At 73.1% G+C, this 4,817-nt stretch carries 7 protein-coding genes; 3 read left to right on the top strand and 4 right to left on the bottom strand.

Annotated elements, in window-relative coordinates; genetic code table 11:
• A partial coding sequence (locus tag AB0C69_RS38110; protein ID WP_360360761.1) for an amino acid ABC transporter ATP-binding protein occupies nucleotides 1–629 on the bottom strand: 629 nt, incomplete at its 3' end.
• A gap of 116 nt (nucleotides 630–745) precedes the next feature.
• Between AB0C69_RS38110 and AB0C69_RS38105 the strand changes: the two genes are divergently transcribed.
• On the top strand, nucleotides 746–1,903 hold the full coding sequence (locus AB0C69_RS38105) for an ROK family protein (protein ID WP_345186851.1): 1,158 nt from the start codon (nucleotides 746–748) through the stop codon (nucleotides 1,901–1,903).
• A 4-nt stretch (nucleotides 1,904–1,907) separates the two neighbouring features.
• Here the strand turns inward: AB0C69_RS38105 and AB0C69_RS38100 are convergent, their stop codons facing one another.
• Nucleotides 1,908–2,270 (bottom strand): STAS domain-containing protein, encoded by a 363-nt coding sequence (locus tag AB0C69_RS38100; protein ID WP_345186848.1) that lies wholly within the window; start codon nucleotides 2,268–2,270, stop codon nucleotides 1,908–1,910.
• A gap of 405 nt (nucleotides 2,271–2,675) precedes the next feature.
• On the opposite strand from AB0C69_RS38100, the gene AB0C69_RS38095 reads away from it, so the two are divergent.
• Nucleotides 2,676–2,951 (top strand): sulfurtransferase TusA family protein, encoded by a 276-nt coding sequence (locus tag AB0C69_RS38095; RefSeq protein WP_345186846.1) that lies wholly within the window; start codon nucleotides 2,676–2,678, stop codon nucleotides 2,949–2,951.
• 9 nt (nucleotides 2,952–2,960) lie between these two features.
• Here AB0C69_RS38095 and AB0C69_RS38090 read toward each other — a convergent pair whose 3' ends face one another.
• A complete protein-coding gene (locus tag AB0C69_RS38090; RefSeq protein WP_345186842.1) occupies nucleotides 2,961–3,593 on the bottom strand; it encodes an FMN-binding negative transcriptional regulator in 633 nt (210 codons plus the stop codon).
• A 52-nt stretch (nucleotides 3,594–3,645) separates the two neighbouring features.
• On the opposite strand from AB0C69_RS38090, the gene AB0C69_RS38085 reads away from it, so the two are divergent.
• Entirely contained in the window at nucleotides 3,646–4,599 is a 954-nt protein-coding gene (locus AB0C69_RS38085; protein WP_345186840.1) for an ATP-dependent DNA ligase, read from the top strand.
• A gap of 6 nt (nucleotides 4,600–4,605) precedes the next feature.
• Here AB0C69_RS38085 and AB0C69_RS38080 read toward each other — a convergent pair.
• Nucleotides 4,606–4,817 (bottom strand): cytochrome P450 (locus AB0C69_RS38080; RefSeq protein ID WP_360360755.1); only part of this gene is annotated, 212 nt, incomplete at its 5' end.

The raw sequence follows: 4,817 nt of genomic DNA, 5'->3' as shown, positions 1-4,817 counted from the left end.
AGCTCGCCCCCGCGCTGCTCCACGACGGCGTCCGCGTCGCCCTTCTCCACCGTGCGCAGGGCGGCGCCGCGGTCGGAGGCCTTCTCGACCTTCATCACGTCGAGGACCTCGCCGACCATCTCCGGGTCGAGCGCGGAGGTCGGCTCGTCGAACAGCATCGCCTTCGGCCGCATGGCGAGCGCGCGGGCGATCGCGGCGCGCTGCTGCTGGCCGCCGGACAGCTGCGCGGGCAGCTTGCCCGCCTGCTCGCCGATGCCGACCCGGTCGAGCAGCTCGCGCGCGGTCCGCTCGGCCTCGGCGCGCGAGACGCCGCGCACCCGGGTGGGCGCGAGCGTCAGGTTCTCCAGGACGGTCTTGTGCTGGAACAGGTTGAACGACTGGAAGACCATGCCGACGTCCGCGCGGAGGCGGGCGAGGGCGCGGCCCTCCGCGGGCAGCTCCTCGCCGTCGATGCGGATGACGCCCGCGTCCGGCGTCTCCAGTCGGTTCAGGCACCGGCACAGCGTCGACTTGCCCGACCCGGACGGGCCGATCACCACGACGACCTCGCCGCGGGCCACGTCCAGGTCGACCTCGCGCAGGGCGGTGTGGTCGCCGAAGCGCTTGTACAGGCCGCGAACCTCGATCATTCGGTCACCTACGTCCCAACTTCCTTCGATATCGAAGTCAAAGAGGACGATAGAGCGTCAAATCGACGTAAGTCAACGCGTTGCCGTATCAAGTTCGCGCATGCTATCTATCTGGGGTGCGTAACAGCAGAGACGACGGACCGGCGGCACTCGTGCGGCTGGTGGCGACCGGCCAGGCGGAGTCGCGGGCCGAGCTCGCCCGGCTCTCCGGCCTCGCCGCCTCCAGCGTCTCGCTGCGGGTCGAGCAGCTCATCGAGGCCGGCCTGTTCGCAGAGGAAGGCGCCGGGGCCTCGCGCGGGGGCCGGCGGCCCCGCCGCCTTCGGCTCGCCCGCGCGGCGGGCGTGTACCTGGTCGCCGACCTCGGCGCGCACCACGCCCGCCTCGCGGTCGCCGACCTCGCGGGTACGCCCCTCGCATTGTCCGACCTCGCGTGCGACATCGCCCTCGGGCCCGAGGAGACGCTGGCGGCGGTCCTGCGCAGCCTGCATGCCCTCGCCCGCGAGCACGGCCTCGGGGACGTCCCCGTCCGCGGCGTCGGGATCGGGCTGCCCGGTCCGGTCGACCCGGCGACGGGCCAGGTCGTCTCGCCCTCGCGCATGCCCGGCTGGAACGACTTCCCCGTCCGCGACTACGTGGCCGGCGGCGCCGGCGTCCCGGCCCTGGTCGAGAACGACGCCAACCTCATGGCCGTCGGCGAGCACCGCGGGTCATGGCCGTCCCTCGACAACGTGATGGTCATCAAACTCGGCAGCGGCATCGGCTGCGGCGTCATCGTCGACGGGCGGCTGCACCGGGGGCGCGGCGCGGCGGGCGACATCAGCCACGTCCGGATCCTGTCCGAGGCCACCGTCGACTGCTCCTGCGGCCACCCCGACTGCCTGGAGGCCCACGCCAGCGGCGCCGCCCTCGCCGCGTCCCTCGCCGCCCAGGGCATCGAGGCCGACAACCCGTCCCGGATCGTCGACCTCGTCGCCGACGGCGTCCCCCAGGCGACCAGCGCGGTGCGCACGGCTGGGCGCCTCATCGGCGACGTGCTGACCGCGCTCGTGAACTTCTTCAACCCCGACGCGCTCGTCATCGGCGGCAGCCTGTCCAACGCCGAGCCGCTCGTCGCGACGATCCGGGGCGTCATCTACGAGCGCTGCCTGCCGCTCGCCACCCGCAACCTGGAGATCGCGACCTCCCGCGCGGGCCGCGACGCCAGCATCCTCGGCGCGGGCCACCTGCTCCTCGGCGTCGCGGACGAGTGGATCGACCGCGCCCTGGAGCGCTGAGGCGCTACCCGCTCGCGGACGCCGACAGCGCCTCGCGGGCCGTCGCCACGTCCGGGGCGATGGCGACGCGGCGCTGCAGCCCCGCCACCTCCGACACCCGGCGGACGATCCCGCGCGGCGGCAGCACCACCCACATGGGCACGCCCAGCTCGGTCGCCCGCATCTGCGACCGCGTGATCACGTTCAGCCCGTTGGAGTCGCAGAACGTGCAGCCGGTCAGGTCGAGGATCAGGGCGGGCGTCCCGGAGTCCAGAAGCCGGACGGCCTGCGCCAGGACCGCCTCGCCGTTGCTGAGGTCGACCTCGTCCGGGAACGTCAGCGTCCCGCAGGTCTCCGTGCGCTCCACTCGTCCCACTCCGAGATCCATGACTCGCCCCAAAGCCGATTTCCTCACCTGGATGACAACGGGGGGTACTTCACTGCGACTGTAAGCTCCAAAGCTGGACGAAACCTGAAAGAAAGAGTCAAGTCTAGGACCTCCCTCATCCATATCGCCGACGAACCCGTTCGCTAGCGATTGATCCTGTTTTGTCGCCTTGGAGGACGCGCGCCCCGACGCCGTCCCGCCGCACCGGACACGAACTTGACGCTCAGATCCCGGTCCCGGATGACCCGCGCGGAAATCTTTGATCAAAGCGTGCCCGTCGGCGCCGGGGAGGGCCCGGAACCCGGCGGTGCGCACGGGCCCGCCCGGTCTGACCACCACCCTTGTCACACCAAAGCTCTATATTTCCCCCTACGCCGGAAAGCCTCGTGGACCCCGGAGGTGGGAATGAGCTCGGACCCGGTCGTCATCGACGGCGGCGACCGTTCCTGCGTGCGCCTCCTGCTCGAACTGCGCGGCCGCATCGCGGACCTGGCGCCCGGAACCGTCGTCCACCTCATCGCCGCCGACCCGGCGGCCCCCATCGACCTGCCGGCCTGGTGTCATCTGACCGGCCACGACTACCTGGGCCCCGTGGACGGCGCCCCGACCCCCACCTACGCGCTCCGGGTGGCGGCCGACGCCCGCCCCACCTCCGCCGAGTCGCCCTGGCGCCCCCGCTGACCCGCCGCGCTACCCCTCGCCTCGCGCCTTCGCCGCTTCCACCGCGTCCGCCATGGTCGTGTCGCCCTGGGCGCGGTAACCCGCGACGACGCCCGCGATGTCGGCCTCGGGGCGGTTCTGGCTCATCTTCGCCTTGGCCTCGACGCGCGTGACGCGCAGTTCCAGCCCCACGATCGCGCGCAGCTGACCGGCGACGAACGCGGGCGGGGCGTCGTCGACCGTCCAGGACGGGGCGCGGCCCCGCTCGTGGCGCTCGGTCAGGCGGCGGACCATCGACTCCACCCACGCCGGGTCGTCGTGCACGACGAGGCGGCCGTAGACGTGGGCGGTGAGATAGTTCCACGTCGGCACGACCCGTCCGTGCTCTGCCTTGGACGCGTACCAGGACGGCGACACGTACGCGTCCGGCCCGTGGACGATGAGCAGCGACTCCCCGGCGGCGGGCTCGCGCCACTGGTCGTTGTTGCGCGCCACATGCGCCAGCATCGCGCCGTGCTCGCCCACCGACGGGTCGTACAGGACGGGCAGGTACGTCGCGACCAGCCCCCGCGGGGAGGCGGTGACGAGGTCGGCGGCCCCGCACCCGGCCAGCAGCTCCCTGACCTCGGCGTCGCCCGCCGAGAAATGCGCCGGTACGTACATGGGGGCGACGCTACCCCACGGCGTTGTCGGCCCCGCGTGCGAAGCTGGAGGGGTGAGCGCCGATGAAGAGCGTGACGGGGTTCGGCTGACGAACCTCGACCAGCCCCTGTTCGAGGGGGCGGACGCGACGAAACGCGACCTGGTCGACTACCTGGACGCCGTCGCCGGATGCCTGGTCCCGCAGCTCGAAGGCCGGCCGCTGTCGGTCAAGCGCGTGCTGCGCGGCCAGAAGCCGTTCATGCAGAAGAACACGCCGAAGTACACGCCCTCCTGGGTGCGGACGGTGGCGGTGTGGGCGGCGACCTCGCAGCGGGAGGTGTCCTACGCGCTGTGCGACGACCGCCGCACCCTGCTGTGGTTCGCGAACCAGCGCGCCGTCGAGTACCACCCGCCCCTCGTGCGCGCCGAGACGTGGGACAGGCCCACCCACCTGGTGCTCGACATCGACCCGCCCGGCCCGGACGCGTTCGGCGACGCGGTCGCCGCCGCCCACCTCGTGCGCCGCGCGATGGCCGACTCGGGCCTGCGGGGCGCCGTCAAGACGAGCGGCGCCAAGGGCGTCCACGTGTTCGCCCCCCTCGACGGCGCCACGCGCGTCGAGGACGTCGCCGCCGCGACGCGCGCCCTGGCCGTCCGCGCCGAGCGGCTCGACCCCGGCCTGGTCACGACGGCGTTCATCCGCGAGGACCGCGGCGGCAAGGTGTTCCTCGACTCGACCCGCGCGGGCGGCGCGACCGTCGTCGCCGCCTACAGCCCGCGGATCCGGCCGGGAACGCCGGTCTCGTTCCCGGTCGCCTGGGACGACCTCGACCGGGTGGCGCCGTCGGACTTCACCATCCGCACGGCCGCCGCCCTGCTCGCGGGCCGCGACGTCTGGACCGGCCTCATGCCGGAGCCGCAGCCGGTCCCCGCCGACCTCGTCGAGCAGGGCCACACGATCCCGATCGCCCGGGTCCAGGCGATGCACGAGGGCAAGCGCCGGGCCCGGGCGCGCCGCGAGGGGTAGCGGGGCTCAGGAGCCGAGCACGACCGGCAGGGTCCGGTGGCCGTTGGAGATGAACGACTCGACCGGCCGCAGCTCGGCGGGGTCGACGGCCAGGGCCAGGTCCGGGAAGCGTCCGAAGAGCGCCGGCAGCGCGATCTCGGCCTCCAGCCGCGCGAGGTGGGAGCCGACGCAGTAGTGCACGCCGTGCCCGAACGAGATGTGCTCCTTGTTCGCCCGCC

It is taken from the genome of Actinomadura sp. NPDC048032, assembly GCF_040653175.1.
Lineage (GTDB): Bacteria > Actinomycetota > Actinomycetes > Streptosporangiales > Streptosporangiaceae > Spirillospora > Spirillospora verrucosospora.
The sequence above is the reverse complement of the archived record's forward strand: the minus strand, read 5'-3'. Positions and strand labels throughout refer to the sequence as shown.

Excerpts from the sequence above, each read along its gene's own strand:
- AB0C69_RS38090 (WP_345186842.1), bottom strand. The coding sequence starts at position 3,593 with ATGTACGTACCGGCGCATTTCTCGGCGGGCGACGCCGAGGTCAGGGAG.
- AB0C69_RS38095 (WP_345186846.1), top strand. The coding sequence starts at position 2,676 with ATGAGCTCGGACCCGGTCGTCATCGACGGCGGCGACCGTTCCTGCGTG.
- AB0C69_RS38100 (WP_345186848.1), bottom strand. The coding sequence starts at position 2,270 with ATGGATCTCGGAGTGGGACGAGTGGAGCGCACGGAGACCTGCGGGACG.